Source organism: Streptomyces sp. NPDC090741 (assembly GCF_044769045.1).
GTDB lineage: Bacteria > Actinomycetota > Actinomycetes > Streptomycetales > Streptomycetaceae > Streptomyces.
The window spans coordinates 54,277-78,526 of record NZ_JBIVXF010000025.1 but is presented as its reverse complement, the minus strand read 5'-3'; the positions used below and the strand labels follow the sequence as shown (position 1 = coordinate 78,526).

Here is a 24,250-nt window from a genome sequence, read left to right as displayed (position 1 = left end):
GAGTTCTCCCAGTGGGACCCCCGCCGCCAGCGCCCCGAACTGTGGCAGCTCTACAACGGCCGCCACGCACCCGGCGAACACGTCCGCGTCTTCCCACTCTCCAACTGGACCGAGCTGGACGTCTGGCAGTACATCGCCCGCGAGAACATCGAACTGCCCCAGATCTACTTCGCCCATGAACGCGAGGTCTTCAAGCGGAGCGGCATGTGGCTGACGGCCGGCGAGTGGGGCGGCCCGAAGGACGGCGAGACGCCCGAGACGCGCCTCATCCGCTACCGCACCGTGGGCGACATGTCCTGCACCGGCGCCGTCGACTCCGACGCCGCCACCATCGACCAGGTCATCACCGAGATCGCCGCCTCCCGGCTCACCGAGCGGGGCGCGACCCGCGCCGACGACAAGATGTCCGAGGCCGCGATGGAAGACCGCAAGCGCGAAGGGTACTTCTAGCCATGACCTCCCCCACCAACGCCGCCCTCACCGGCAGCGCCGCCGGCACGTCGCTGCTGCGCTTCGCCACCGCGGGCTCCGTGGACGACGGCAAGTCCACCCTGGTCGGGCGGCTGCTCTACGACTCCAAGTCGGTCCTCGCCGACCAGCTGGAGGCGGTGGAGCAGGCCTCGCGCGGCCGCGGCCAGGACGCCCCCGACCTCGCGCTGCTCACCGACGGCCTGCGGGCCGAGCGGGAGCAGGGCATCACCATCGACGTCGCCTACCGCTACTTCGCCACCGCCCGGCGCCGGTTCATCCTCGCCGACACCCCCGGCCACGTGCAGTACACCCGCAACATGGTCACCGGGGCGTCGACGGCGGAGCTCGCCGTCGTGCTCGTCGACGCCCGCAACGGGGTGGTCGAGCAGACCCGCCGGCACACGGCGGTCGCGGCCCTGCTGCGGGTCCCGCACCTGGTGCTCGCGGTGAACAAGATGGACCTGGTCGGCTACGACGAGTCCGCCTTCGCCGCCATCGCCGCGGAGTTCGCCGACTACGCCCGCGGGCTCGGCGTCCCCGAGGTCACCGCCGTCCCGGTCTCCGCGCTGGCCGGGGACAACGTGGTCGAGCCCTCCCCGCACATGGACTGGTACGGCGGCCCGACCATCCTGGAGCACCTGGAGACGGTCCCCGTGGACCACGACCCGCAGGGGGCGCCGGCCCGGCTCCCGGTGCAGTACGTGATCCGCCCGCAGAGCGCCGAGCACCGCGACTACCGCGGCTACGCGGGCCAGATCGCCTCCGGCGTGCTGCGCGTCGGGGCCCCGGTGACCGTCCTGCCCTCCCGGCTCACCACCACCATCGAGGCCATCGACACGCTCGGCGGTCCCGCCGAGGCGGCGTGGGCCCCGCAGTCGGTGACCGTCCGGCTGGCGGACGACATCGACGTCTCCCGCGGGGACATGATCGCCCCGGCCGACGGCGCCCCGCCGCTGACCCGCGACCTCGCGGCCACCGTCTGCCACGTCGCGGACCGGCCGCTGCGGGTCGGCGACCGGGTGCTGGTCAAGCACACCACCCGTACGGTCAAGGCGGTCGTGAAGGCGATCCCGTCCCGGCTGGCCCTGGACGACCCGGCCCGCCGTACGGCCGTCGAGGAACTGCGGGCCAACGACATCGGCCAGGTCGTGATCCGCACGGCCGAGCCGCTCGCCCTCGACGCGTACGCGCGCTCCCGCCGTACCGGGTCGTTCCTGCTGATCGACCCGGACGACGGGACCACGCTGACGGCGTGCATGGCTACGGAGCCGGCCTGCTGACGCCGCTGACCCCTGCGTCGAGGACCGCTGCGCCGAGGACCCCGGCCACCAGGGCCACCAGCTGCTCCTCGCGCCCCTGGAGGTAGAAGTGGCCCCCGGGGAACACCCGGGTGCCGAAATCCGCCGTGGTCAGCTCCCCCCAGGTCGCCAGCTCCCCGGGCGGGCAGCCCGTGTCCCGGTCGCCGCCGAACGCGGTGACCGGGACACCGGTGCGTGCGGGCTCGCGGACCGGCAGGTAGTCGGTCAGCAGCCGGAAGTCGGCGCGCAGCGAGGGCAGGAGCAGCTCCCGCAGCTCGGGTATCTCGTACGCCTCGGGCTCGGCGCCGCCCTGCCGGCGGGTGTACGCGACGAGCGAGTCGTCGTCCAGCGCGGGCAGCTTCTCGCGGTCGCGGTGCGGGGCGGCCGTCCCCGAGACGAACAGGTGCACGGGGGCGGCGTGCGGGGCGTACCGGGCGAGCCGGAGGGTGGTCTCGTACGCCACGAGCGCGCCCATGCTGTGGCCGAAGACGACGGTGGGCAGTACGGGCAGCGCCGCGAGGGCCGCGGCGGCTGCGCCGGCGCTCTCCTCCATCGACTCGCTGCACGGCTCGGCCAGCCGCTCCTGGCGGCCGGGGTACTGCACGGCGAGCAGTTCGACCGCGGCCGGGAGGTGGCGGGCCCAGCCCTGGTAGGCGCTCGCGCCGCCGCCGGCGTGCGGCAGGCAGACGATGCGGGCGCGGGCGGGCCGCGGGGCCCGGGCCCCCGGGACGGTGAGGCGCTTGAGCCAGCGCGATCCGTCGGCGCCGCCGGTCGAAGTGGCGTGCGCCGTCACCCGAGTTCCCCGCGCTCCACGCAGAACTCGTTGCCCTCGGGGTCCGCGAGGACGACCCAGCCGCTGCCGTCGGGGCGGGTCCGGTCGGCGACCGGGCGGGCGCCGAGGGCCTGTACCCGGGCCACCTCTTCCTCGCGGGTGCGGCCGTGCGGCTTGAGGTCGAGGTGGATGCGGTTCTTCGCCGCCTTGCCCTCGGGGACCCGTACGAACAGCAGCGTGGGGCCGCCCTCCGGGTCCTCGATGACGGCCTCGGGGTCGCCCGGCTTGTCGTCGTCGGCCAGCGGGCGGCCCAGCAGGCCGCTCCAGAACAGGCCGAGGTCGTACGGGTCGCCAGTGCAGTCGAAGGTGATCGTGCGGATGCTCGGGTACATCGTGGTTCTCCGTGGGCAGTTGGGGGTGGGTCCGGCCGGCCGGCCGGTCATCCGGATGATCTCAGGATGCCCCGGCGAGGGACTTGGCGCGGGCTCGGGGGCGGGCGACCACCGTGTTCCGGCCGATCATGTTGGCGATCTCCGCCCGTGAGGAGACCTCCAGCTTCGCGAAGATGCGGCCCAGGTGGGTCTCCACCGTCTTGTGGCTGACCCCGAGGGTGCGGGCGATCTGCCGGTTGGTGCAGCCCTGGCTGACCAGTTGGGAGATCTCGTACTCGCGCTGGCTGAGCATGTACGCCTCCTCGGCGGGGGCGGCGGCCACGGCGGCCTCGGCGGTGGCGGCGGCGACCTCCCGGCCGAGCCGGGCCGCCGAGCAGGCCGTGGCCGTGTACGCGGCGGCGGTCAGGTGGCGGTCGGCCTGTTGCGGCTCGCCGAGCCGCAACCGGGCCCGGGCCAGGGCCACGCGGGCCCAGCCCTCGTCGGCGGCGTGCCCGCAGGCGGCGGCCGCGGCCAGCGCCTCCTCGGCCGGGGCGAGCGCCTCGGCGGGGCTCTCGGCGAGGGCCGCTGCCAGCAGCAGCGCCTGGACTCGGAGCCCCGCGAGGCCGGTCCGCGCGGCCAGTTCGCGGGCCTGGTCCGCGGCGGTCTTGGCCGCATCGGTGCGGCCCACCCCCAGCCGGGCCCCGCACAGGGTCTCGGCGAGCGCGAGCCGCTCGGCGGCGGGCAGGGGCGCGGAGTGCGGGTCGGCCAGTTCGGCGCCGGCGAGGGTCTCCAGGGCGCCGAGGGCGTCCCCGGCGGCCAGTTCGGCGGCGGCCAGCACCAGCCGGGAGCGGTGCCACCAGGCACCGTCGGCGGCGGCCAGCGCGCAGGCGGCCCGGGCCACCGCGACGGCCGTCTCGGGGGTGTGGACCTCCAGGGCGACCTGGGCGCGCACGCACAGCGCCAGCGCGCGCGGCTCCTGACCGCCCGCCAGTTCGGAGCAGCGTACGGCCTCTTCGGCGCGGGCGGCGGCCTGCGGGAAGCGGCCCTGGCGCAGCAGCAGGCCGGCCAGGCCGGCGGCGAGCGCGGTGGCGGCCGGCCACTGGCCGGTGGAGCGGGCGGTGTCGAGGCCGCGGGTGAAGTGCCGTACGGCGGGGCCGTACTGCTCCAGTTCGGTCTCCAGGCGGGCCAGGCAGTCCAGGGCGCCGAGGCGCGGGGCGAGGGCGCGGTCGGTGAGGGTGTCGGCGATCCGGGCCGCGGCGCGGGCGTCGCGCAGGGCGGCGGAGGCCTCCCCCGCGGCCAGGTGCAGGGTGCCGCGGGCGGCGAGGGCGTGGGTGTGGAGGGCCTCGTCGGCGGCGTGCGCGGCGGTGGCCCGTACGGCCTCGTCGGCCCAGGCGGCGGCCTGCGCGGGGCGGTCGGCGCCGGCCGTGGCCGCGAGGGCGGTCCACAGGGCGGCGGCTCGGCGCGGGTCGGCGCCGCCGGGGGCCGCGGCGAGCTCGGCGAGCGCGGCGTGGCGGATCTCGCGGGCCTGCGGGAGGTCCCCGGCCAGTTCGGCGAGGCGGGCGCGCGGTTCGGCGGCGTCCGCTCCCCCGGGGGCGTGTTCGCGCCCGTCGAGGAGCTCCTCGCGGGTGGCGAGGGCGGCGCGGGCCAGGTCGCTGCGGCCGCTGCGGACGGCGGCGGCGGCCGCGGCGGCGAGCAGCTCCCGGCGGCGGGCCCGGTGCGCGGGGGCGGCGGGCAGCAGCCGGGCGGCGGCGGTGTACCAGGCGCCGGCGGTGGCGGGGGCCGAGGCGAGCATCTCGTCGGCCGCGGCGACGAGTTCGGTCGCACCGGACTCGTCTCCGGGCCGGCAGGCCTGCTCGGCGTGGCGGGCGCGGCGGACCGCGGGGCGGCCGTGGCTCCGGTGGTGCGTACGGGCGCGGCGGTGCGCGCCGAGCCGCCAGCCGCCGGGCACGGCGCTGTGCACGAGCCGGGCCAGCAGGGGGTGGCGGAACTCGACGTGGCCGGGGACGGCGCAGGTGCGCAGCACGTCCGCGGCGAGGAGTTCGTCGACGGCGGCGAGGACGGCGGCGCGGTCGAGTTCGGCGACCTCGGCGAGGGCGTCGGGCTCGGCGGGCTCGCCGAGCACGGCGGCGGCGTGCGCGACCAGGCGGGCGTGCGGGCCGAGCGCGGCCACCTCGGCGAGCAGCGGGGCCGCGGCGCGGGCGGCGAAGGGGCGCGCTCCGGGGGCGTCACCGGGGGCCTCCCCGGGGCAGGCGCCGGGGCCTTCGCAGGAGGCGGCGAGCAGGGCGAGCAGGCGGGGGTTGCCGCCGCTGTTCTGGTGCAGGGTGGCCCGGTGGCGGGCGCACAGCCCGGCCCCGGCGAACTCCTCGGCGCCGGCCCGGTCCAGCGGGGCGAGGTCGAGGTGCTCGGCGTGCCGGCCGGGGTGCGCCGCGGTCAGCGCGGTGAGAAGAGCGGGCGGGCACTGCCGCGGCCGGTAGCCGAGTACGAGCAGCACCCCGTCCCGCGGCGTCTCCAGCAACCCGGTCAGCGCCTCCCGGGCCGCCTCGCCGCACCGGTGCACGTCGTCGACGATGACGACGGCGGGCGCGGCGGTCAGGGCCGGCAGGGCCGAGAGGGCCTGTGGGAGGGCCTCCGGGTTCGTGCTGCACACGTGGGCGCCCGCCCGGGCGGCCCACGCGGCGATCTCGGCGAGGAGCCGCGTGGTGCCCAGGCCCGGATCCCCCGCGATACCGACGAGGGCCGGGCCGTCGCCGAGGGCGGCGAACCGCCGGCGGACGGCCGCGAGCTCCTCCCCACGGCCGATCAGCGGGCGTATCGAGCCTGTGGTCACCGAGGCCCCGCTCCGGCGGCGGCCGCGGCGTCCTGCGCCATGGTCTGACGCAGGCTGAGCGGCCGCATGTCCGTCCAGACCTCGTCCACGTGGGCCACGCACGCGTCCTTCGATCCGCTGAACCCGGTGGCGCGCCAGCCCGCCGGGATCTCGCGGATCTGCGGCCAGATCGAGTACTGCTCCTCGTCGTTGATCACGACGTCGTACCGGCCCTCGTCGTCGTCCTGGAACACGGTCCAACCTCCGGTGATTGCGCTGCGGAATGTCAGGTCAGCCTTGTTCAGCGGAGCTCGCCGCCACAACGGACGCCCGATGGAGGGTGGCGAACCCTCCCATCGGAGAACCCGATCGGACCCGGTCAGGCCCCGGCCGAACCCGATCGGCGCACCCGGTCTCCGCACCCGATCAGGCCAGGCCCCGGCCCGGCCGCGGCCGGTCGGCGCGGCCATCGGCACGGCCGATCCCACGCATCGCGAACCCCGCACCGCGACCCCTGGCGGGGCCCGCCCGGCGGCCCATAGCCTGCCCGCGGCCGCCCCCGGACCAACGGGCCGCCGGGAATGGGGGATTCGCAGATGAACATCGGCCTTCTGGGTCCGCTGGAGCTCACACAGGACGGCGCGGCGCGCCCCCTCGGCGGACCCCGCCAACAGATCGTCCTCGCGGCGCTGGCCCTCCACGCGAACCAGGTCGCCCCGCAGGAACTGCTCGTCGACGCCATCTGGGGCGAGTCCCCGCCGGAGACCGCGCGGACCCAGGTCCAGTCGGCGGTCTCCGCGCTGCGCAAGGCGTGCGCCCGGACCGGACGCCCCGACGCGATCGAGACGACCGCGGCCGGCTACCGGCTGCGGGTGGCGGACGAGGAGCTGGACGCGCACCGGTTCGCCCTGCTGCTCGCGAAGGCCCGCTCGTTCGCCGCCGCCGGCGACCGGGCCGAGGCGGCACGGCACCTGCGCGAGGCGCTCGCCCTGTGGCGGGGCCCGGCCCTGCTGGGCCTGGACAGCGATCCGGTGCGCCGGGGCGCGACCCTGCTCGACGAGCAGCGGCTGACGGCCCTGGAGGAACTGGCCCGGCTGGACCTGGCGCTGGGCCGGCACGCCGAGATGACGGCCGAGCTGTTCGCGCTGGCGGCGGCCGAGCCGCTGCGCGAGGGGCTGCACGCGAGCCTGATGCTGGCGCTGTACCGGTCGGGCCGGCAGGCGGAGGCGCTGGAGGTGTACCGCAGGCTGCGTGCCGTGTTCGCCACGGAGCTGGGCATCGAACCGGGCCGCGCCCTCCAGGACCTGGAGGCGGCCGTCCTGAACAGGGACCCCTCCCTCGACGCGGCCGTGGCTGCCCCGGTCGGCCCGTCGGGGGGCGGGGCCGTGGCGCAGCCCGCACCGGCTTCGGCCGCAGGCCCCGTACGACCCGAACAACTCCCGTCCGACCTGCCCGACTTCACGGGCCGCGGGGAGTACCTGGCCGAGCTCACGGAGTTCCTCGGCGGCCCGGACGGGGCCTCGGGCCGTACGGGTGAGCCCGTGCGCATCGCCGGGATCTGCGGCAAGGACGGCGTCGGCAAGTCGAGCCTGGCCGTGCACGCGGCGCACCGGCTGCGCGAGCGGTTCCCCGACGGCCGCCTGTACGCCGCCATGGAGGGTCTCGGCGACGGGGGCGGCGGGGGCGACGGCGGCGGCGACGCGCTCGCCGGGGTGCTGGCCGGGTTCCTGCGCGCCCTCGGCGTGCCCGCGCACGCGGTGCCCCAGGGCCGCGGCGAGCGCCAGGCGCTGTACCGCAGCCTGCTGGCGGGGCGGCGGGTGCTGATCGTGCTGGACGACGTGGCCGACGAGGCCGCGGTCCGCGAACTCCTGCCCGGCGACGCCTGTTCGGCGGTGCTCGTCACGGGCCGCTACCCGCTGACCGGCCTGCCCGGCATCCGGCAGATCCGCCTCGACGTCCTCGACGAGGCGCACTCGGTGGAGCTGCTCACCCGGATCGCGGGCGCCGAGCGGATCGCGGGCCAGCTCCCGGCGGCCCTGGAGCTGGCCGAGTTCTGCGGCGGGCTGCCGCTGGCGCTGCGGGTGGTGGGGGCGCGGCTGGCCTGCCGTCCGCACTGGACGCTCGACCGGCTCGTACGGCGCTTCCGCGACGAGGCGGGCCGGCTCGACGAGTTCTCGTACTGCGGGATGGAGCTGCGCTCGCACATCACGCTGGCCTACCGCGCGCTGGATCCGGAGCCGGCCCGGCTGCTGCGGCTGCTGACGCTGCTGGATGCGGCCGAGTTCCCGGGCTGGGCGGCGGCCGCGCTGCTCGGCACGGATCCGGCCGGGGCCGAGGACGTGGTGGAGGAGCTGGTCCACTCCCAGCTGCTGGACCTCGTACCCGGCGGCGACGGGGACGGTGACGGCACCGGCACCGACACCGGCACGGGGTCCTGCACCACCGCCCGCTACCGCTTCCACGGCCTGATCCGCGTCTTCGCCCGCGAGCAGCTGCTGGCGACGGAGAGCGCGCAGGAGTCCGCGGACGCGGTGCGCCGGGTGCTGGAGACCTGGCTGTCGCTGGCCGCGCAGGCCCACCGGCGCGAGCACGGCGGGGACTTCCTCGTACTGCACGGCGGCGCCCCGTCCCCGCTGTACGCCCTGCCCGCCGCCGCGGCGGACGAGGTCCTGGCCGCGCCCGGCCGGTGGTGGGAGCGGGAGCACGACGCGCTGGTGGCGGCGGTGCGCCGGGCCGCCGGTTGCGGCCTGCACGAGGTGGCGTGGGAGCTGGCGGTGACCTGCGCAGGGCACTTCGAGACCCGCGCGCACACCGAGGACTGGCGCGAGTGCGGCGAACTAGCCCTGGCCGCCTGCCAGGAGGCGGGGGACGCCCGGGGCGCGGCCGCGGCGCGTACGAGTCTGGCCGCGCTGCACCTGTTCCGGCACCGGGGCGCGGAGGCGGGGCCGCTGCTGGCCGCGGCCGCGGAGGTCTTCCTCGTACGGAACGACCGGCACGGGTCGGCCCTCGTACGGTGGCTCTGCGCGCGCGCGGACGCCGTACGGGGCGACCACGCGGCGGCGGCCGAGGGCCACGCAGCGGCCGCGGTGCTGCTGCGGGAGGCCGGGGACCTGGCGGGCGAGGCGCTCGCGCTGGCCGGGGAGGCCGCCGCCCGGCTGGAGCAGGACCGGCCCGAGGAGGCACGGGAGCTGCTGACCCGGGCGCTGGGCCTGAGCCGGGAGACGGGCTCGCCGCGGGCCGAGGCGGAGACGGTGCGCGGGCTGGGCGCCCTGTACCTGCACACCGGGGAGGGCGAGCTCGCCGCCCAGGCCTTCAACTGGGCGCTGCGGATGGACCGGGCGGCCCGCAACCGCACCGGCGAGGCGCACACGCTGCTGGGCCTGGGCATGGTGCACCTGCGGGCGGGCCGCGGCGAGGCCGCCGAGGGGGCGCTGCTCCAGGCCCTGGCGCTGGCCCGGCGCACCGGCGACCGGGCGGCGGAGGGACGCATTTCACTCGCCCTGGGCCGGGCCGCGCTGGAGGGCGGCGCGCCCGAGGCGGCCGTGGCCCATCTGGCGGCGGCGCGGGAGGTGTTCGGTGGCCTGGGCGGCTCCCGGGTCTGGCAGGGCCGCGCGGCCAGCGCGCTCTTCGACGCGTACGCGGCCGCCGGCGACCCGGCGGCGGCCCTGGCCGAGGCCTCCGCGGCCGAACAGCGACTGGCCCCCGACCCCACCCCGGCCGCAGCCCGCCTACGCTCCGAACTCGCGGGCAAACAACTCCTGGTACGGGGCTCCGCGGGCTGAGGAGGGCTTCCTCGTCAGCGGCGAAGCCGGGCATCGGGGATGCCCGGGAGCGGACCGCCGGCTGCCAGGTTCAGGCTGTGGCGGGCAGCTCGGTGCGGGTGCGCTGGATGAGGTCGGCGACCTCGGGGCGGGTCTTCCAGGGGGCGAGGGCGCGGGTGACGTCGTGGAGGTAGCTGTGGGCTCGGGTGGAGTGGACGTTGCTGAGGATGGCGAGCGAGGTGTTCGCGGCGGTGAGGCCGGGTTCGAGTTCGCGGGCCTGGAGGTGGCTGGTGGCGAGGACGGCCATGCGGATGCCGGTGGCACGGGTGAAGCGGTCCGCCGGCATGGGCTCGGCCAGCTCGTTCCACGCGAACGCCCCCTTGGGGTCGGCCAGGTCACGGTGTACTTCTGTGGCGTCCGTGGCGAGCCGGGCGTGGGTCATGTAGGCCAGCTGTTCGGGGTCGTGGCTTCCCGGTCGGATGGAGTCCAGCAGCTCGTGGGTCCGGCCGAGCGCGGCCTTGGCGGCCCGGGCGTTTCCGGCACGGCCGTGGGCCCGGGCTTCGGCCAGCTTGGCGAAGGCCAGTACCCGGGGCGCGGCATGCCCGAGGCCGCGTTCGTAGGCCCCTTCGGCCATGTCGGCCGCCTCCTGCGGGTGACCGCGCAGGAAGGCTTGCAGGGCCATGGTCGCCAGCACGTAGCAGCCGCTCTCCACGTCGCCGGCGGCCCGCGCCAGGCGCAGGGCCTGGATGAAATGGCGCTGGGCGATGTCGTGGCGGCCGGTGTCGACCGCTGACCATGCCACGACCCGGGACAACTCGGCGGTCGCGGCGAACAGCTCGCGTCCGATGGCCTCGGTGTAGGTGCCGGTCAGCAGCGGTGCGGCGCTCAGCCGCAGGCATTCGGTGACGGAGCTGGCCTTCCAGTTCCCGCCGCCGAAGCGGGAGTCCCACATGCGGGCTTCGTCGGCCGCCTTCCACAGCTCAGCAAGATCGCTGCGTCCGACCCGGCGGCCGCCTTCGTGGGCGACGGGGGCGTCGGCGGGCTTGGTCAGCCAGCGGGTGACGGGGGTGGCGAAGGCGGCGATGGCGAAGCCGTTGCTGATGAGCTGGCGGCGGGTGCGGTCCACGGTTCTCCAGTAGGTGGCGGCGACGCGAATGGCATCAACGGGGTCGCGGGCGAAATCCAACCCCATGTCAGGGTTTCCGCCGGACCTGATGTACATACCGATCTCATCCACGCTCACGGGCCTGCCGAGACGTTCGCCCAGCGCAGAGGCCACGAACTCGGGCACACGGCCGCGCGGGATCATTCCGAGATTCACCCATCTGGCGACGCTGGTGTGCTCGTACCGGAGAGGTACGCCCGCCGCGGCCCCGATCCGGTTGACCCGGGCGGCCAGGGACTTGTGGCTCGCACCTGCCTGTTTGATGAGCCGTCCGAGATCCTCATTGGGAACGCCTTGACGGTCCTTGGTGGACGCCACCGAGCCCCCCTCGTATCAGCCGGTGTTCTGCGGCGCCGATGCCGCGGATGCGGGTTTCGAGCCTAGGACCGGGGCGCCGTGTGAGGAACCGGATGCGCTTTGTTCGCCCCCCTGGTTCGCCTCCCGCCCACGTCGGCTACGGCGATTTCCTGGAAGCAGACGGCGGCTCGCCGCAAAGCCGCCCGCCCGTAAGGACATGGAGACGATGATGCCCGCACAGCAGAACCTGCTCGGCAGCCGCCCGGAACCGGCGCCCGTCGAGCAGTTCGTCCGCCGGCCCTACCGAGAACGGGCCGCCCGCTACCAAGTCGCCACGGACCGCATGGCGACCGGCGGCCTGAACGACCGGCACAGCGTCGCCGACATCGGCGCCGGCCACACCGAGCTGGACGTGTGCCTGCGGACCGAGCACGGATGGCGCGGCCGCTACGTGGCGGTGGACCGGTGGACCGGTGATGTGGACCTGGAGCGGTGGAAGCCGCCGATGCGATTTGACTGGCTGGCCTGCCTGGAAGTCATCGAGCACCTTCAGGACCCGGACCGGCTGCTGTCCGTGCTGGTGGACAGCGCCGAACTCGGGGTGGTGATCACCACCCCGAACCCCGCCGTGGTCGACGTCCTGGCCATGGACCCGACCCACAGGACCCCGGTCAGCCGCGAACACCTCGCCGGTCTCGGCTTCTACACGAGCCTGCACAACTTCTACGGCACCGCCGAGGACGGCATCTGCGGGACCTGGTACCGGGAGGGATTGGACGTCGTCGAGCGCCAGGTGACGCCGGTCCGGTACGAGGGGAGCGGACGGTGATCAAGGAGGGCCAGTACACGTTCATCGCCGGCCGGGGCGAGGTACGGCCGTTCCTGGGGAAGTACGCGGCGAAACGCGCGGACGTCTTCGAGGTGATCGAGCGCCGGTTCGCGGCGGCCGGGCTGGGTGGGATGCGGTACCGGCCGCTGCGCCTGGAGCTGGAGATCACCACGAAGTGCAACGACAACTGCCGGTCGTGCGGAATGGGCGCACTGCCGCTCGCCTCCGGGATCACCATGAGCCCGGAGCAGAGGGCGCGCCTGGTCGACGAGTTCGATGCGGTCGGCCTGCCGTCGGCCGCCGTGACCGGCGGCGAGCCCTTTGTGGCCGTCCACGCGCTGATTCCGCTGATCAAGGCGCTGACCGGGCGGGGCATCGACATCTCGAAGCTGACCACGAACGGCGTGTGGGGTGCCCGGCGCCGCTGCGAGCGGACCTTCGACAAGCTGGAGAAGGCCGGCTTGTTCGACAACCGGCTGTTCGTGCCACTGATCATGCTGTCCGTCGGCGAGCAGACCATGCCCCTGGAGTGGGTCGCCCGGATCCTGCACCACGCGGTCACCCGCTACAGCGACCGCGAGCTGAACGTGGCGGTCTCCTCGCTGGCAGACCCTGCCAGTCGCGAGCACCGCGTGTACCAGCTGATGGCGGTGTACGAGAAGACGTACGGGGACTTCCCGCACGACCGCGTCCATTCCACGATGCGCGTGTACCTGGACAACGAGCGCCTCCCGGACCAGAACAAGGTCCACCGGCCCGGCCACACCAGCGTGAAACGCTGGATGGACCGCTGCTTCGACTGCTTCGCACCGACCGTCGGCACCTACATCCTGCCCTCGGGACTGATCAAACAGGATGGCCGCGTCTACGCCTGCGCCAGTTTCGACGTCCCCGAATCCCTCGGCTTCGGCAACATCTTCACCGACGGCCTGCGCACCATCGTGGAACGCGCCAACGACGACACCTACCTGCGGCTGGTCGCCGACGGCGGGGGCCTGAAGGGACTGCACGGCGCCGTCCCGGACGAGTTCACGCAGACGACGGCGTGCGGCGGGTTCTGCGCATCCTGCGGCCTGCTCAGCAACAAGTTCCGCGAGGTGAACGGGCTGCCGGCCCCGATGCCGCTCCCGGTCATCCCCGAACAGCAGCTGATGACGAGGCTCCGCGGGGCCACGACCGCCGGCCAGTGAGAAGTGAGGCGGTGTCAATGCCGAACAGCACAACGACCGACCGCATTCTGCGTGACACCTTGTCACGAGCCGCTGACGGAACCATCGATACGATCACTGATGACGGCCGTCTGGAGCAGGACTTCGGCATCGACAGCCTGGCCCTGGCCGAGCTGGTGACCGACCTCGAAGAGCGGCTGTCCGTCGTCATCCCGGACGAGGAGACCGGTCGCCTCCACACGGTCGCGGACCTGCGCGCTCTCCTTGCCCGCCTCGCCCCTAGCGGAACGGACGCATCGTGAGCCCTCGCCAGATCGAGCCCAAGCAGCGCGGATTCCTCATCGTCAACTCCCATCCCGAAGGGGCCGCACAGACCGTACGCCGGACATGGGCGGCGATCCCGGCCCGCACCGACGGCCGCAAGCCGGTCGCGCTCATCCTGGGACACTCCGCCGGCTATGGGCTCGCCACCCTCCTGGCCGGGCTGCGCCGGCACGGCATCCGCGGGATCGGCGTCGCCTATGAGGCCGCCGACACCGGGCGCCGCACGGCGACAGCAGGCTGGTACCGCACCGCGGCCGCCGCCCAACTCGCCGCCGAGGACGGCCACGACATCCGCTTCGTGAACACCGACGCCTTCTCCGCAGACGCCAAGACGCAGGTCATGGACCTGCTGGAACAGCACTACGGACCGGTCGATCACCTCATCTACAGTCTCGCCGCACCCCGCCGCACCGACCCCGCCACCGGCACCGTCCACCACTCGGTGATCAAACCCCTCGGCGCCGCCTACGAGGCACCCGCGCTCGACTTCTCCGGCACCGCCCCGAAGGTCACCCGGGCCCGGATCGAACCCGGAACCGAGGACGAGACGCGAGCAACGGTCGCGGTGATGGGCGGCGACGACTGGGCCCTGTGGGTACGCGCCCTGGCCGCCCGCCGACTCCTCGCGGACAAGTTCACCACCGCAGCCCTCACGTACGTCGGGTCGGAGGTGACCGCGCCCGTCTACCGGCAGGGAACCATCGGCGCGGCCAAGGAGCACTTGGAGCAGACCGCCCTCGACCTGAACAGCTCGGCCGTACTCAAGGAACACGACGGCCGCGCCTTCACGGTCGTGGCCGGCGCCGCTGTCACCCAGGCATCCAGCGCGATCCCCTCCATCGCCCTCTACACCGCTTTCCTCCGCACCGTTCTCGGCGAGCAAGGCTTCCACACCACGGCCGAGCAGGCCGTGGACCTGTGGGACCAGTTGGAGGGCCGCACCCCTCTGCGCCTCGATGCGGCAGGACGGATCCGGCTGGACGGCTGGGAACTCGACGCCCAGGTCCAAGACCGGGTCCGGGAACTGTGGGCGGATCCCGAGCGCGGCCTCGAAGCGGCCCGGGCCGGCGCGGACTGGTTCATGAGCCAGGTCCAGGAACTCTACGGCTGGGGCCTCGAAGGCGTGACCTACGGCCAGCCGGTCGAGACCGACGTCGCCTGGCCCGCACCGCGCTAGACCGACCGAGCGCACACGAGACGGGCTACGCGAGCGGGTCACGTCAGTACAAGACCGCAGGTGCCGGGTCCGCAGAGATCCGAACAGGTTGTGACGGCGGCCGGCGGACAGGGGGGACAGCGGTCGGCGGATAGTGGGTGGGTAGTGGGCGGCGGCACGCTGCGGGGAACGGGGCAGGCGGCCCCGCTCGCAGGAAGGCGTCCGCATGCCCCGTACCGTCCCGCCGGTCCTCTCGTACGAGGCCGCCGCCCAGGTCTGCGCGACGGCGGCCCGGACCCTGCTCGTGCCGCGCGTCAGCTCGGCGACCGTGCTGGGTACGGGCCCGGCCGTGGCGGCCCACCTCGCGGCGCTGGTGCGCGAGGTGCCCGGCCTCGGCAACATCACGGTGCACCCGGGCCCGGCCCGCTGGCCGCACCCCGAGGCCGCGGCCCTGGCGGCCGCGCAGGGCACGGTCCTGGCCACGGCCACCTCCCGGGACCGGGCGCTGATGGGTGCGGACCTGGTCGTCCTGACCGGCCCCGCACTCCCGGTGGACCGTACCCTCCTGTCCCCCTCGGCGGTCGTCATCCAGGCCCCGACGCCACTTTGACGACGCTTCCTAGAGCGGCTCGGCGGCTTCGGCGCGGGCGAGTTCGACGATGGTCTCGATGCCGAGTGCGTACGCCGGGACCCCCGCGGTGAGCAGTGCGGTCTCGGCGACGCCGATGAGGTCGGCGACGTCGGCTCCGGCGTGCAGTGCTCCCCGGGCGTGGATCCGCGCCGGGTCGGCCCGGCCGAGGGCCAGCAGCTGCCCGAAGTGGACGAGCTGCTGTACGCGCCCGCCGAGCGCGTTGTCCGTGAGGACGATGTGCCGCAGCTCGGCGACCGCCTCCTCCGTGTGGAGCCGGCCGTGGGACCGGGCCAGGCCCAGACGGGCCTCCACGCCGGCCGGGACGGCGCCGAGCGTGGCGCGGTAGCGGTCGCGTACGGCCTCGGCCCGCCGGGCGAGGGCCTCGTCCGCCGCCGTCACGACGCCACCCGCGCGATCGCCGCCCGTACGGTCTCCAGCGCGCCCTCGGGGAAGTCCACGGCCCCGCCGATCGCCGCCGCGGCGAGCTCCGCCTCGGCGCTCTCCTCGATGGCCACCACGAGGTGGGCGGTGTCCGCCGGGTCGGGGCCGAACACCAGGAGGCCGTGGTTGGCCAGCAGGACCGCGGCGGTCGTGGGGCTGTGCGTCAGCGCGTCGACGACGCCCCGTACCGATACGTCCGATCCGCGCGGCCCCCACGGCACCACCGGCACGTCCTCGGCCTGGCCGAACCGCAGCATGGGCTCGGTGCGGCAGGGCAGCGGCCGGTGGGCCACGGCGAAGGCCGTCGCGGAGGGCGAGTGGGTGTGGATGACCGAGCCGACCTGCGGACGGGCGCGGTAGACGGCGCTGTGCATGGCGATGATCTCCACGCTGACGGAGCGCAGTTCCCCTTCGAGGACCTGCCCGTCGAGGCTCACGGTCGCCAGGTCCTCGGGCCGCAGACCGCGGACGAAGCCGGGCGTCAGCATGAAGCGGTCCGCGTCGAGCCGGACGCTCAGGTTGGCGTGGCCGGAGTGCGACATCACCCCCGCCTCGAAGAGCGTCCGGGACGCCTCCACGAGCTGATGGGCCTCGTCCCGTATCCGGCGTACGTCTGTGGTCATGTCTTCGTCTCCCCATGCTGTGGCCGGCGGCCGCTGTTGTGCGGCCGTTCCGTACGCGGCCCACTCTTCAACTTGAACTAAGGTTCAAGTCAAACGTCAGCGAAGGGGTCGTACGTGCGCATGACGATCGGGCAGCTCGCCGGGGCCACCGGGGTACCCGCCTCGGCCATCCGGTACTGGGAGCGCCACGGGCTGCTGCCCCAGCCCGAACGCCAGAGCGGGCAGCGGCGCTATCCGGCGGACGCCGCGGAGCGGATCGTGCTGCTGCGCAAGTGCCAGCAGGCGGGCCTGACCCTGGCCGAGATCCGCGAGCTGCAGCAGGACCAGCCGCGCCGGCAGGCGATGATCCGTACGAAGGTCGCCGAGATCGAGCAGCGCCTGGTCGATCTCGACCACGCCCACCAGCTCCTGACCCACGCCCTCCAGTGCAGTAGGACGGACATCGTCAGCTGCCCGAACTTCGGGGAGCAGATGGCCGCGTGGCGTGCGCCGTCCTCGCCCTGACGCACCGCCGAATATGGGGTGTACCCGGGGCCTGTCGTTTGGCAGGCTGCACCCAATGAACCGTGAACAGATTTCCGAAATTGCCCACACCAACCACCCGATCAAGGCTCCGCTCGACGACGACTCCGTACGCGGACTGCTGGAACGCGGGCTCCCGCGGGGCGACGAGCGCGTGCTCGACCTCGGGTGCGGCAGCGGGGAGTGGCTGCTGCGCGCGCTGACCGCGCGGCCGCTCGTGCGCGCCGAGGGCGTGGACATCTCCGAGGAGGCCCTGGCGCTGGCCGGGAAGACGGCGCGCGAGCTCGGCGTCGAAGACCGCCTGACCCTCCACAAGACGCCCGCCGCGGACTTCGCTTCTCCGCACCCCTTCGACCTGGTGCTCAGCGTCGGGTCCACGCACGCGTTCGGCGGGCTGCTCCCCACCCTGGCGGCGGCGCGCGAGCACCTGGCCCCCGGCGGCCGCGTCGTCATCGGCGACGGGTTCTGGGAGCGCACGCCGTCCCCGGAAGCCGTCGACATGCTCGGCGAGTTCGGCGACCTGGCGACCACCGTGGACCGGGTCGTCGCCGACGGGTGGACCCCCGTCGAGGGGCACGTCAGCACGCGCGCCGAGCTGGACGCGTACGAGTGGTCCAACTGGGGTTCGCTGGCGTCGTGGGCCCTGGACCACCCTGACGATCCGGACAGTTCTTCCGTGCTCGAGACGGCGAACACCCGCCGCACCGAATGGCTGCGCACCTACCGGGAGACCTGGGGGTTCGTCTCGCTGGTCCTGCGCCGGACGTCCGGACGCTAAGCCTCTGGTTCTCCTTCGCGGCGCGTCTTCGCCGTTGACGTGTCCGACGCCGTGGGTGCGGTATACGTCCTGAGGGGCTTACCCGATGCCGGCGAAGGGAGTGGTTGCCGTGGAGCGTACGGCCTGCTGTGTGGTGGGAGGCGGGCCCGCCGGGATGGTGCTGGCCCTGTTGCTGGCCCGGGCCGGGGTGGAGGTGACCGTGCTGGAGAAGCACGGCGACTTCCTGCGCGATTTCCGCGGCGACACCGTGCACCCGTCGACCCTGTCGCTGCTGGACGACATCGGCCTCGCCGAACGGTTCGCCCAGCTGCCGCAGCGGCGGGTGACCTCGGTGCAGCTGCCCATCGGGCCGGACCGCTCCCTCGTCACGGTCGGGAACATCGGGGCGCTGCACGGCAAGTACAACTACATCGCGATGGTGCCGCAGTGGGACCTGCTCGACCTGCTCGCCGACGAGGCGGGCAAGGAGCCGTCCTTCCACCTGCGCATGGACACCGAGGCGACGTCCTTCCTGATGGAGCGGGGCCGGGTCGCGGGCGTGCGGTACCGCACCGCGGACGGCGCCACCGGCGAGCTCAGGGCCACGCTGACCGTGGCCTGCGACGGCCGCGGGTCCTTCGCCAGGGTGCTGCCCGAGCTCGGCCTGGAGAGCTTCCCGTGCCCGATGGACGCCTGGTGGTTCCGGCTGCCGCGCCACGAGGACGACCCCAGCGGGCTCGTGGGAGGCCTGGGCGAGCGGTTCTTCAGCGCGCTCATCGACCGCGGCGACTACTGGCAGATCGCGGGGCTCATCCCCAAGGGAACCGATGCCGAGCGCCGCGCCGAGGGCGTGGACCGGTTCATGGCCCAGTTCACGGACGCCGTCCCGTGGCTGGCCGACCGGGCGCACTCCGTCACCTCGTGGGACGAGGTCAAGCTGCTCGACGTACGGCTGGACCGGCTGCGCCGCTGGCACCGGCCGGGTCTGCTGTGCATCGGCGACGCCGCCCATGCCATGTCACCGGTGTTCGGCATCGGCATCAACCTCGCCGTGCAGGACGCGGTGGCCGCGGCCCGCTACCTCGTGGGCCCGTTGCGCGAGGGGACCGTGGGGCTCCACGACGTACGCCGCGTACAGCGCCGCCGCATGCCCACGACGGTGGCGACCCAGGGCCTGCAACGCGTGGCCCACGCCCAGGTCATCGAGCCGCTGCTGGCCGGCCGCACCGCGTTCGGCCATCCCCAGCGGGCGAAGCGGCTCACGGAGCTCGTCACCGACTCGCGGTGGCTGAACAGGGTTCCGGCCTACTTCATCGGGTACGGGGCGCTGCGCGAGCGCCCGCCGGCCGAGTCGCTCCGTCGCGGCGACACCGTGCGGGAGGTGTCATGAGCGAGCGCCCGGTCCCCCTCCCCTACGGCGACCCGGCCTTCCTCGCGGACCCGTTCCCGCTGTACCGGCAGCTGCGCGAGGACGGCCCGGTGCGCCGCGTCGTCATCGCGGGCGCCCTGGAGGCCTGGCTCGTCACCCGCTACGAGGACGGGCTCGCGGCCCTGTCCGACTCCCGCCTCAGCAGCGACGTCCGCGACGCCGCTGACACCCGGCTCCTGCGACAGCTGCCGGACACGGAGCGCGAGTCGATGCTGGGCAACATGCTGCGCAGCGATCCGCCCGACCACACGCGGCTGCGCCGCCTGGTCTCCAAGGCGTTCACCGCCCACCGCGTGGCGCAGATGCGGCCGCGGATCCAGGCGATCACCGACCGGCTGCTGGACGCGGTCGTCGCGGCCGGCCGTGCCGATCTCGTCGCGGACTTCGCGCTGCCGCTCCCGGTCACGGTGATCAGCGAACTGCTCGGCGTACCGGTGGACGAGCGGCACGAGTTCCAGCACTGGACCGACCGCATGCTCATGCGGGGCGCGGAGCCGCCGGACCCCGCCGTGGTGAACGAGGCGTGGCGGCACATGCGCGCGTACGTCACCGAACTCATCCGCGCGAAGCGGGCGGAGCCCGGCGAGGATCTGCTCAGCGCCCTCATCACCGCCCGGGACGAGGAAGCGCGGCTGAGCGAGGACGAGCTCGTCGCCATGGTGTTCCTGCTGCTCGCGGCCGGCTACATCACCACGGTCAACCTGATCGGCGGTGGCATCGCGATGCTGCTCGCCCACCCCGGCCAGCTCGACCTGCTGCGCTCCGACCCCGGCCTGCTGCCAGGCGCGGTCGAGGAGTTCCTCCGCTACGACGGCCCGGTCAGCCCCGGCATCGCCCGCTTCGCGCGGGAGGACGTGGAGATCGCGGGCGTGCTCATCCCGCGCGGCGCGACCGTGCTGATCGGCTCGGCCGTCGCCGACCGCGATCCGGGGCGGTTCCCGGATGCCGACCGCCTGGACATCACCCGGCCGGACAACGCCCACCTGGCGTTCGGGCACGGCATCCACTACTGCCTGGGGGCTCCGCTGGCCCGTCTGGAGGGTCAGATCGCGATCGGCACCGCCCTGCGCCGCCTGCCCGGCCTCGCCCTCGCGGTACCCCCGGCGCAGGTCCCCTGGCGCCCGGGCGGCCTGCGCGGCCCCCTGGCCCTGCCGGTGACGTTCACCCCGGGCGGGTAGCGGGCGGTCGTCACCCACACGGAAAACGCTTGGACGGCGCGGACGGCGTCGCGGGAGACTGCGACCTCCGTAACCGAGCGACTACGTAAGGTGGCCATGAAAGCGTCCGCATCACGAGGGGGTCCGCCGGGCAGAGGACCGGTGGTCCTCGCACTGCGCTACTACGGACGGGAGTTGGCGCGGATGCGGTGGCTGACCGCGCCCGCCATGCTGATGCCGGCCCTCGGCAACATCGGCATCAGCTACATCGCCCCGCTGGTCGTCGCCAAGCTCGTCGGCCGCATCGCCGACGACGCCGCCGGCAGCGGCACCGGCCTCGGCGCCGCGCTCCCGTACGTCCTGGGATTCGCCGGTGTCCTGCTGCTCTCCGAGGCGGCGTGGCGCCTCGGCCTGCACTGTCTGAACCGGCTCGACGCCCTCGGCATCGAGCGGCTGTACATCATCGGCATGGACGAGCTGTTCGCGAAGGACGCCGCGTTCTTCCACGACAACTTCGCCGGGTCGCTGACCAAGCGGGTGCTGAGCTTCGCCTCCCGCTTCGAGGAGTTCGTCGACGCGCTGACCTTCTCGGTCGTGGGCCGGTTCGTACCGCTGCTGTTCGGGTCCGTGGTGCTCTGGCGCTACGAACCGCTGCTCGTCGTGGCGCTCCTCGCCATGATCGCGGTGACGGGGGCCTGCGTACTGCCCCTGGTCCGGCGCCGCCAGGCACTCGTGGACCGGCGCGAGGAGGCGATCGCCCGGGTGTCGGGGCACGTCTCCGACAGCCTGATGAACATGGACACGGTCCGCGCGTTCGCCGCGGAGGAGCGCGAGGCCGCCGAGCACCGGTCCCGGGTCGCGCACTCGCGCGCGCTGACGCTGCGCTCGTGGGACTACGGAAACCTGCGCATCGACACCGTCGTCGCCCCGATGTCCGTGGTGACCAACGCGCTGGGCCTGCTGATCGCCGTGACGATCGCCGGGAGCGCGAGCGGGGGCGGGAGCGGGCACGGGGTGGAAGCGGTCGTGGTCGCGTTCACGTACTTCTCCAACGCCACCCGGATCATGTTCGAGTTCAACCAGATCTACCGCCGCCTGGAGAGCTCGATGACGGAGGCCGCACAGTTCACGCAGCTGCTGCTGACGCCGCCGACCGTACTCGAACCACAGTCCCCGGAGCCGGCGCCGGAGCCGGGCCGGGCGGGCGAGGTCCGCTTCGAGAAGGTGGACTTCGCCCACGCGGGCGCGCAGCCGCTCTTCGAGGGGCTGGACCTGGACGTGCCCAGCGGGGCGAAGATCGGGCTCGTGGGCCGCTCCGGCGGCGGCAAGACCACCCTCACCCGGCTGCTGCTGCGGATGACCGACGTCGACGCGGGCCGGATCCTGATCGGGGGCCGGGACATCAGCAGGCTGCGCCATCGCGACCTGCGCGGCCTGATGGCGTACGTGCCGCAGGACCCGGCGATGTTCCACCGCACCCTGCGGGAGAACATCGCGTTCGCCCGGCCCGGCGCCACCGAGGCCGAGATCCGGCGCGCGGCCGGGGCGGCGCACGTCACGGAGTTCGCCGACGCGCTGCCCGACGGCCTCGACACCGTGGTCGGCGAGCGCGGGGTCAAGCTGTCCGGCGGGCAGCGCCAGCGGGTCGCGCTGGCCCGGGCGATCCTGCGCGACGCGCCGATCCTGCTGCTGGACGAGGCGACCAGCGCCCTGGACTCCGAGAGCGAGATCCTCGTACAGGAGGCGCTGTGGCGGCTCATGGAGGGGCGGACCGCCCTCGTGGTCGCGCACCGGCTGAGCACGGTGGCGCACATGGACCGGCTCGTCGTCCTCGACCGCGGCCGCATCGTCGAACAGGGCACGCACCACGAGCTCCTCGCCTGCGAGGGCACGTACGCGAAGCTGTGGCAGCACCAGTCGGGCGGCTTCCTCGACGAGAGCCGCGAGGACCACGAAAGCCCGGCACGTCCCGGACCTCCCGGACCTCCCGGACCTCCCGGACCGCGTCAGGGCGATTCCTGGAGGTAGGCGGCGATCAGGGCGAGGTCGTTCACGGCGGCTCCTCCCCCTCATGGATGAAGGGGAGGCTCGCTCACCCGCGGGCCCGCAGCTCAGGGTGATGTCTCCTGATCAGCATGTTCATGTCGCTGACACGCGACCGGTCACGCTTCACCTGAGCCTCGAAGCGCACAGCGACCCGCTCGGCGCACTCGGCCCACTCGGCGCACGAATCCGGCGGAACGGGCCAGCGTGGGAACCTGTTCTCGAACCCCATCAGACGGCCTCGATGTTGCCGACAGCCGTGGAGATCTCACGGCCGGACGGCCCCCGCACGTACGCCACGTCGACCCACCGCTCGTACGCCGGGCTGTCGGAGACGTCCTCGTGCTGGACGGCCATCAGTTCGCCTTCCGTCCCGGACGCGATGTCGCGTACCCGTCGGTGGAGCAGCACGTGGGGGACGGCCACGAATCGGCCTGCGCCAGGCCCGCCGCTACGAGGCCGAGAACCCACCCCTGCCCCAGCCCGACGTCAGGCAAGCTCTCGTCGACCTCCTCGGCCGCCCCCTGGACGAACTCGGGTTCAACGTGCCACCCGGCACCGGGTCCCAGGGAGCGGCAAGCCTCATCGCCCCCGCCAACCGCGGCCCCCTGCGTACCCCCAGCGGACCGCAACCGGCCACTGCCGGGGCCGACTTCTCCGCCGTCACCCGAGCGCACCGCCGGCTCTACTGGACCGTATCCCCCGCGATACTGCACCCCGCCGTCGCAGCACACGCGACCCTCGGTGGCCAGCTCCTCGACGCAACCGCCGGCCGCACCCGCCAGACACTTGCCGCCGCCCTGGCGGAGAGCTGGCTGCTCGCGGGCCGCATCGAGTTCTTCGACCTCCGCGAACCCGATCGCGCCGGCGACACCTGGGTGCGCGCCCTTCAAGCCGCGGGGGAAGCGGACGACGCTCTGCTCGGCTCCGCGATCCTCGCCCACATGGCGTTCATCCCCGGATGGGTCGGGCAGCGACCCGCCGCGACGGAGCGCATGGTCGCGGCCCGCACCTACAGTCGACGCGGACAGGCCGGCGGCCACTTCGCGGCCTGGCTCGATGCGGTCGAGGCGGAGTGCGCCACCCGCTGCGGGGACACGCGAGCGGCCCTCGACCTGATCGCCCACGGGGAGACCGTCATCGAGGACACCGGCAGTCAGCCCGCACCCGAGTGGATGGACTGGTTCAGCCCGATCCGTCTTGCCGCCTTCAAGGGCAACGTGCAGCTGAGTGCCGGGCACCTGCCGCAGGCCCGCGAGACGCTCCTCCACGTACTCGACGAACTCCCGGGCGATGCCGACAAACAACGCACGGTCATCCTCGGAGACCTCGGTGCGGTGGAGGCCGCCGCCGGGCGGCCGCAGGAGGCGGCCCACTACGCCCTCCGCGCGCTGGAGCTGCTGGAAACGCACTGGTACGCCACTGGGCTGGAGCGGGTCCGCGAAGTGCGGCGTGCACTCGGCCCGTGGGAGCACGAGCAGTACGTCCGCGACCTCGATGACCGGCTCTACGGCTGGGGGGCCGTCGTCAGCGCCCTTGGCTGTTGAACTCCGCGATCCTGGGGGACAGGTCGGCGAGGCTCTCGATGCGGAACGTCGGCAGCTCGCGAGCCTCGGCGGTATCCCATTGGATCGTGGCCCACGGGCCCCGGCGGACGAGCGCGGTATGCATCCCCGCCTTCGCGCCGGGCCGGAGGTCGTTGTCCACCCGGTCACCGACGTAGAGGATCTCGTCGTTGGCGAACGGCACCGCGTCGGCGACCCGTTCGAAGAACTCCAGGTCGGGTTTACTCGCGCCCCAGTCGTCCGACGTACCGATCAGGTCGACGTCGTCGCTGAAGAGGCTCCGCAGGATGCCGCCCGCGCGGATCGTCTGGTTCCCGGCGATGCCCAGCCACAGACCGTCGGCACGCAGCTCGGCCAGGGCCGGGCGGACATCCGGGTAGAGGTCGCTCTCGTCGAAGTGTTCCGGACGGCCGGCGGCCGCGCGGGCGTCACGCTGCTCGGTGAGGTCGAAGCCGGGGCGAAACTCCTGGAAGACTTCCCGGTAGTCGCGGCCCTGTGCCACGACCGCGCCGAACACGGCCGCGAAGGTGTGCCGGGGCACTCCGAGCCAGTCGGCCCACGTTCCGTACTCCCGGGTCTCGTCCACGAGGCACTCGCCGACATCGAACACCACAGCGCGAATCGTCATGCCGGGCAGCCTAGTGCTGCGACCGGCGAGGTTCA

The 24,250-nt window shown here is 73.9% G+C and carries 23 protein-coding genes; 14 read left to right on the top strand and 9 right to left on the bottom strand.

Annotated elements, in window-relative coordinates:
- Positions 1-450, top strand: a 450-nt coding sequence (gene cysD, locus ACIQU4_RS40085; protein ID WP_403742136.1) for a sulfate adenylyltransferase subunit CysD, incomplete at its 5' end; no start/stop codon positions are given.
- Positions 451-452: 2 nt separating this feature from the next.
- On the top strand, positions 453-1,751 hold the full coding sequence (locus ACIQU4_RS40080; protein ID WP_403742133.1) for a sulfate adenylyltransferase subunit 1: 1,299 nt from the start codon (positions 453-455) through the stop codon (positions 1,749-1,751).
- Here ACIQU4_RS40080 and ACIQU4_RS40075 read toward each other — a convergent pair.
- From ACIQU4_RS40075 to ACIQU4_RS40060, 4 genes are all read right to left on the bottom strand, one after another.
- On the bottom strand, positions 1,732-2,562 hold the full coding sequence (locus ACIQU4_RS40075) for a thioesterase II family protein (RefSeq protein WP_403742131.1): 831 nt from the start codon (positions 2,560-2,562) through the stop codon (positions 1,732-1,734). The two genes, ACIQU4_RS40080 and ACIQU4_RS40075, sit on opposite strands and share 20 nt — an antisense overlap.
- A complete protein-coding gene (locus ACIQU4_RS40070; protein ID WP_403742128.1) occupies positions 2,559-2,933 on the bottom strand; it encodes a VOC family protein in 375 nt (124 codons plus the stop codon). Before ACIQU4_RS40070 ends, ACIQU4_RS40075 begins: the two co-directional genes overlap by 4 nt.
- A gap of 61 nt (positions 2,934-2,994) precedes the next feature.
- Positions 2,995-5,739, bottom strand: a complete 2,745-nt coding sequence (locus ACIQU4_RS40065; protein WP_403742126.1) for a LuxR C-terminal-related transcriptional regulator — start codon at positions 5,737-5,739, stop codon at positions 2,995-2,997.
- Positions 5,736-5,972, bottom strand: a complete 237-nt coding sequence (locus ACIQU4_RS40060; RefSeq protein WP_403742123.1) for an MbtH family protein — start codon at positions 5,970-5,972, stop codon at positions 5,736-5,738. Before ACIQU4_RS40060 ends, ACIQU4_RS40065 begins: the two co-directional genes overlap by 4 nt.
- 342 nt (positions 5,973-6,314) lie before the next feature.
- Here ACIQU4_RS40060 and ACIQU4_RS40055 point away from each other — a divergent pair, with 342 nt between their 5' ends.
- A complete protein-coding gene (locus ACIQU4_RS40055) occupies positions 6,315-9,500 on the top strand; it encodes a BTAD domain-containing putative transcriptional regulator (RefSeq protein ID WP_403742121.1) in 3,186 nt (1,061 codons plus the stop codon).
- A gap of 70 nt (positions 9,501-9,570) precedes the next feature.
- Here ACIQU4_RS40055 and ACIQU4_RS40050 read toward each other — a convergent pair whose 3' ends face one another.
- Entirely contained in the window at positions 9,571-10,671 is a 1,101-nt protein-coding gene (locus ACIQU4_RS40050) for a sporulation protein (protein WP_403742118.1), read from the bottom strand.
- Between the two features lie 487 nt (positions 10,672-11,158).
- On the opposite strand from ACIQU4_RS40050, the gene ACIQU4_RS40045 reads away from it, so the two are divergent.
- From ACIQU4_RS40045 to ACIQU4_RS40025, 5 genes are all read left to right on the top strand, one after another.
- Entirely contained in the window at positions 11,159-11,770 is a 612-nt protein-coding gene (locus ACIQU4_RS40045) for a hypothetical protein (RefSeq protein ID WP_403742116.1), read from the top strand.
- Positions 11,767-12,960, top strand: coding sequence for a radical SAM protein (locus ACIQU4_RS40040; protein ID WP_403742114.1), 1,194 nt, complete (start codon positions 11,767-11,769; stop codon positions 12,958-12,960). The genes ACIQU4_RS40045 and ACIQU4_RS40040 overlap by 4 nt, the downstream gene beginning before the upstream one ends.
- Positions 12,961-12,977: 17 nt before the next feature.
- On the top strand, positions 12,978-13,241 hold the full coding sequence (locus ACIQU4_RS40035) for an acyl carrier protein (protein ID WP_403742111.1): 264 nt from the start codon (positions 12,978-12,980) through the stop codon (positions 13,239-13,241).
- Positions 13,238-14,440, top strand: a complete 1,203-nt coding sequence (locus ACIQU4_RS40030; RefSeq protein WP_403742108.1) for an enoyl-[acyl-carrier-protein] reductase FabV — start codon at positions 13,238-13,240, stop codon at positions 14,438-14,440. The genes ACIQU4_RS40035 and ACIQU4_RS40030 overlap by 4 nt, the downstream gene beginning before the upstream one ends.
- Positions 14,441-14,645: 205 nt before the next feature.
- Positions 14,646-15,029 carry a hypothetical protein gene (locus ACIQU4_RS40025; RefSeq protein ID WP_403742106.1) on the top strand — a complete coding sequence of 128 codons (384 nt, stop codon included), beginning with the start codon at positions 14,646-14,648 and terminating at the stop codon, positions 15,027-15,029.
- 9 nt (positions 15,030-15,038) lie between these two features.
- Here ACIQU4_RS40025 and ACIQU4_RS40020 read toward each other — a convergent pair whose 3' ends face one another.
- Together ACIQU4_RS40020 and ACIQU4_RS40015 are read right to left on the bottom strand one after the other, a co-directional pair.
- A complete protein-coding gene (locus ACIQU4_RS40020; protein WP_403742103.1) occupies positions 15,039-15,449 on the bottom strand; it encodes a carboxymuconolactone decarboxylase family protein in 411 nt (136 codons plus the stop codon).
- Positions 15,446-16,114, bottom strand: a complete 669-nt coding sequence (locus tag ACIQU4_RS40015) for a class II aldolase/adducin family protein (protein WP_403742100.1) — start codon at positions 16,112-16,114, stop codon at positions 15,446-15,448. The genes ACIQU4_RS40020 and ACIQU4_RS40015 overlap by 4 nt, the downstream gene beginning before the upstream one ends.
- Positions 16,115-16,234: 120 nt before the next feature.
- On the opposite strand from ACIQU4_RS40015, the gene ACIQU4_RS40010 reads away from it, so the two are divergent.
- The 5 genes from ACIQU4_RS40010 (at position 16,235) to ACIQU4_RS39990 (ending at position 22,007) form a co-directional block, all read left to right on the top strand.
- Positions 16,235-16,618, top strand: a complete 384-nt coding sequence (locus ACIQU4_RS40010) for a MerR family transcriptional regulator (RefSeq protein WP_403742144.1) — start codon at positions 16,235-16,237, stop codon at positions 16,616-16,618.
- Positions 16,619-16,673: 55 nt separating this feature from the next.
- Positions 16,674-17,414, top strand: a complete 741-nt coding sequence (locus ACIQU4_RS40005) for an SAM-dependent methyltransferase (protein ID WP_403742097.1) — start codon at positions 16,674-16,676, stop codon at positions 17,412-17,414.
- Positions 17,415-17,523: 109 nt separating this feature from the next.
- The gene (locus ACIQU4_RS40000) at positions 17,524-18,783 is read left to right on the top strand and encodes an FAD-dependent oxidoreductase (protein WP_403742094.1); all 1,260 of its coding nucleotides are present in this window, start codon (positions 17,524-17,526) and stop codon (positions 18,781-18,783) included.
- A complete protein-coding gene (locus tag ACIQU4_RS39995; RefSeq protein ID WP_403742091.1) occupies positions 18,780-20,000 on the top strand; it encodes a cytochrome P450 in 1,221 nt (406 codons plus the stop codon). Before ACIQU4_RS40000 ends, ACIQU4_RS39995 begins: the two co-directional genes overlap by 4 nt.
- Before the next feature lie 96 nt (positions 20,001-20,096).
- A complete protein-coding gene (locus ACIQU4_RS39990; protein ID WP_403742089.1) occupies positions 20,097-22,007 on the top strand; it encodes an ABC transporter ATP-binding protein in 1,911 nt (636 codons plus the stop codon).
- A 246-nt stretch (positions 22,008-22,253) separates the two neighbouring features.
- On the opposite strand, the gene ACIQU4_RS39985 is transcribed toward ACIQU4_RS39990, so the two are convergent.
- The gene (locus ACIQU4_RS39985) at positions 22,254-22,433 is read right to left on the bottom strand and encodes a hypothetical protein (RefSeq protein WP_403742088.1); all 180 of its coding nucleotides are present in this window, start codon (positions 22,431-22,433) and stop codon (positions 22,254-22,256) included.
- 134 nt (positions 22,434-22,567) lie between these two features.
- On the opposite strand from ACIQU4_RS39985, the gene ACIQU4_RS39980 reads away from it, so the two are divergent.
- A complete protein-coding gene (locus ACIQU4_RS39980) occupies positions 22,568-23,569 on the top strand; it encodes a transcriptional regulator (RefSeq protein WP_403742085.1) in 1,002 nt (333 codons plus the stop codon).
- Here the strand turns inward: ACIQU4_RS39980 and ACIQU4_RS39975 are convergent.
- Positions 23,550-24,215, bottom strand: coding sequence for an HAD family hydrolase (locus tag ACIQU4_RS39975; RefSeq protein WP_403742082.1), 666 nt, complete (start codon positions 24,213-24,215; stop codon positions 23,550-23,552). The genes ACIQU4_RS39980 and ACIQU4_RS39975 overlap by 20 nt on opposite strands.
- Positions 24,216-24,250 lie beyond the last annotated feature (35 nt).

Excerpts from the sequence above, each read along its gene's own strand:
- ACIQU4_RS40080 (WP_403742133.1), top strand. The coding sequence starts at position 453 with ATGACCTCCCCCACCAACGCCGCCCTCACCGGCAGCGCCGCCGGCACG.
- ACIQU4_RS40070 (WP_403742128.1), bottom strand. The coding sequence starts at position 2,933 with ATGTACCCGAGCATCCGCACGATCACCTTCGACTGCACTGGCGACCCG.
- ACIQU4_RS40055 (WP_403742121.1), top strand. The coding sequence starts at position 6,315 with ATGAACATCGGCCTTCTGGGTCCGCTGGAGCTCACACAGGACGGCGCG.
- ACIQU4_RS40050 (WP_403742118.1), bottom strand. The coding sequence starts at position 10,671 with ATGGGGTTGGATTTCGCCCGCGACCCCGTTGATGCCATTCGCGTCGCC.
- ACIQU4_RS40045 (WP_403742116.1), top strand. The coding sequence starts at position 11,159 with ATGGAGACGATGATGCCCGCACAGCAGAACCTGCTCGGCAGCCGCCCG.
- ACIQU4_RS40035 (WP_403742111.1), top strand. The coding sequence starts at position 12,978 with ATGCCGAACAGCACAACGACCGACCGCATTCTGCGTGACACCTTGTCA.
- ACIQU4_RS40025 (WP_403742106.1), top strand. The coding sequence starts at position 14,646 with ATGCCCCGTACCGTCCCGCCGGTCCTCTCGTACGAGGCCGCCGCCCAG.
- ACIQU4_RS40015 (WP_403742100.1), bottom strand. The coding sequence starts at position 16,114 with ATGACCACAGACGTACGCCGGATACGGGACGAGGCCCATCAGCTCGTG.
- ACIQU4_RS40010 (WP_403742144.1), top strand. The coding sequence starts at position 16,235 with ATGACGATCGGGCAGCTCGCCGGGGCCACCGGGGTACCCGCCTCGGCC.
- ACIQU4_RS40005 (WP_403742097.1), top strand. The coding sequence starts at position 16,674 with ATGAACCGTGAACAGATTTCCGAAATTGCCCACACCAACCACCCGATC.
- ACIQU4_RS39995 (WP_403742091.1), top strand. The coding sequence starts at position 18,780 with ATGAGCGAGCGCCCGGTCCCCCTCCCCTACGGCGACCCGGCCTTCCTC.
- ACIQU4_RS39990 (WP_403742089.1), top strand. The coding sequence starts at position 20,097 with ATGAAAGCGTCCGCATCACGAGGGGGTCCGCCGGGCAGAGGACCGGTG.
- ACIQU4_RS39975 (WP_403742082.1), bottom strand. The coding sequence starts at position 24,215 with ATGACGATTCGCGCTGTGGTGTTCGATGTCGGCGAGTGCCTCGTGGAC.